Source organism: Kitasatospora putterlickiae (assembly GCF_039527695.1).
GTDB classification, from domain to species: Bacteria; Actinomycetota; Actinomycetes; order Streptomycetales; family Streptomycetaceae; genus Kitasatospora; species Kitasatospora putterlickiae.
Map to the genome: position 1 here is coordinate 1 of NZ_BAAAKJ010000343.1, position 2,373 is coordinate 2,373.

At 73.7% G+C, this 2,373-nt stretch carries 2 protein-coding genes; one reads left to right on the top strand and one right to left on the bottom strand.

The annotated features are described in order from the left end of the window. Window positions 1-255: 255 nt before the first annotated feature. Window positions 256-2,028, bottom strand: coding sequence for an acetyl/propionyl/methylcrotonyl-CoA carboxylase subunit alpha (locus ABD308_RS31860; protein ID WP_344342810.1), 1,773 nt, complete (start codon window positions 2,026-2,028; stop codon window positions 256-258). 69 nt (window positions 2,029-2,097) lie between these two features. Between ABD308_RS31860 and ABD308_RS31865 the strand changes: the two genes are divergently transcribed. Next, window positions 2,098-2,373: hypothetical protein (locus ABD308_RS31865; protein WP_344342814.1), on the top strand; the 276-nt coding region annotated here is incomplete at its 3' end.

Here is a 2,373-nt window from a genome sequence, read left to right on the forward strand (position 1 = left end):
CGCGCCACTGCCCGGCCAGCGCCGCCCCGGCGTGCACGGCCCTGGCGGACCGGCGGGCCCGGGCGGGCCGCTGCCGGCCAGACTCGCCGAACTCGGCCTCCAGCGCGGACGCTGACCCCCTCCCGGCCGTCCCTCCGGCCGCCGCCCCGCACCGCTCGCACCACCGCCGCACCGCCGCTCGCACCACCGCCGAAAACACGACCGGTCCGCACACCCGAAGGTGTACGGACCGGCGGCGGAGCGACGCGGAAGGCGTCAGTCCTTGATCTCGCAGAGCGCCGCACCGCTGGAGACGCTCGCCCCCACCCCGGCCTTGAGGCCGACGACGGTGCCCGCCTTGTGCGCGTTCAGCGGCTGCTCCATCTTCATCGCCTCCAGGACGACGATCAGCTCGCCCTCCGCGACGACCTGGCCCTCCTCGACCGCGACCTTGACGATGGTGCCCTGCATCGGCGACGCCAGCGTGTCACCGCTGACCGCCGAACCGGCCTTCTTCGCCCCCACCCGGCGCTTGGCCTTCGTGGCCCCCGCACCGGCCGCCGGAACGCTGGAGACGCCCAGCGAGGACGGCAGCGAGACCTCGATCCGCTTGCCGCCGACCTCGACGACCACGGTCTCCCGGCCCTCGGCCTCCTCGCCCTCGCCGGCCGCACCGGCGAACGCGGGGATGGTGTTGTCGAACTCGGTCTCGATCCACCGGGTGTAGACCGTGAACGGCCCGTCACCGCCGTGTACCTCCGGCGCGAACGCCGGGTCGGTGACGACCGCCTGGTGGAACGGGATGGCGGTCGCCATGCCCTCGACCTTGAACTCCGCCAGCGCGCGCTTCGCCCGCTCCAGCGCCTGCTTGCGGTCCCGGCCGGAGACGACCAGCTTGGCCAGCAGCGAGTCCCAGGCCGGGCCGATCACCGAACCGCTCTCCACGCCCGAGTCCAGCCGCACACCCGGGCCGGACGGCGGCGCGAACAGCGTCACCGTGCCCGGGGCCGGCAGGAAGTTGCGGCCCGGGTCCTCACCGTTGATGCGGAACTCGAACGAGTGGCCACGCACCTCCGGGTCGTCGTACCCGAGCTCCTCGCCGTCCGCGATCCGGAACATCTCGCGGACCAGGTCGATCCCGGTGACCTCCTCGGTGACCGGGTGCTCCACCTGCAGACGGGTGTTGACCTCCAGGAAGGAGATCGTGCCGTCCAGCGCCACCAGGAACTCGCAGGTCCCGGCGCCCTCGTAGCCGGCCTCCTTGAGGATGGCCTTGGACGCCCGGTACAGCTCGGCGTTCTGCTCCTCGGTCAGGAACGGCGCGGGCGCCTCCTCGACCAGCTTCTGGTGGCGGCGCTGCAGCGAGCAGTCACGGGTCGAGACGACCACCACGTTGCCGTGCTTGTCGGCCAGGCACTGGGTCTCGACGTGCCGCGGGTTGTCCAGGTAGCGCTCGACGAAGCACTCGCCGCGCCCGAAGGCGGCGACCGCCTCGCGCACCGCGGACTCGTACAGCTCCGGGATCTCCTCCAGCGTGCGGGCGACCTTCAGGCCGCGGCCGCCGCCGCCGAACGCCGCCTTGATGGCGACCGGCAGGCCGTGCTCGCGGGCGAACACGACGACCTCGTCGGCACCCTGGACCGGGTCCGGCGTACCGGCCACCAGCGGGGCACCGGCGCGCTGCGCCACGTGCCGGGCGGTCACCTTGTCGCCGAGGTCGCGGATGGCCTGCGGCGGCGGGCCGATCCAGGTGAGACCCGCGTCGATCACGGCCTGGGCGAAGTCGGCGTTCTCCGACAGGAAGCCGTAGCCGGGGTGGACGGCGTCCGCGCCCGAGTCGGCGGCGGCCTGGAGGACCTTGGCGATGTCCAGGTAGCTGGTGCCGGGGGTGTCGCCGCCCAGCGCGTAAGCCTCGTCGGCCGCGCGGACGTGCAGCGCATCCCGGTCCGGCTCGGCGTAGACGGCGACGCTGGCGATACCGGCGTCCGAGCAGGCACGGGCGACGCGGACGGCGATTTCCCCGCGGTTGGCGATGAGCACCTTGCGCACTGTGGCTCCCTTCTTGAACCTCGTTGAGTTTATGGATTCCTGGGCGGTACCGGCGAGTAGCCCCAGGTTGTGAACTATCCCACACGGAGGGTGATGCGCCCGGACGGGTGGTGGGTGGCCCGGCGGGAGTCCTCGCAGGTGGTGGCGGGTGCGGTGGCGGTGGCCAGGCGCTCGCGCTCGGTGACCGGGCGGCGTGGCGCGGCGGTGGGCCCGGCCGCACCCCGCCGCACCCGGTGCCGCGCGGGCCGGGCTCAAGCGGTGGCGGCGGGTGCGGGGGACGCCGTCGCCGTCCAGCAGGGCGTAACCGGGGCGCAGTTCGACGCGGGCGCCCTCGCGCCAGTTCAG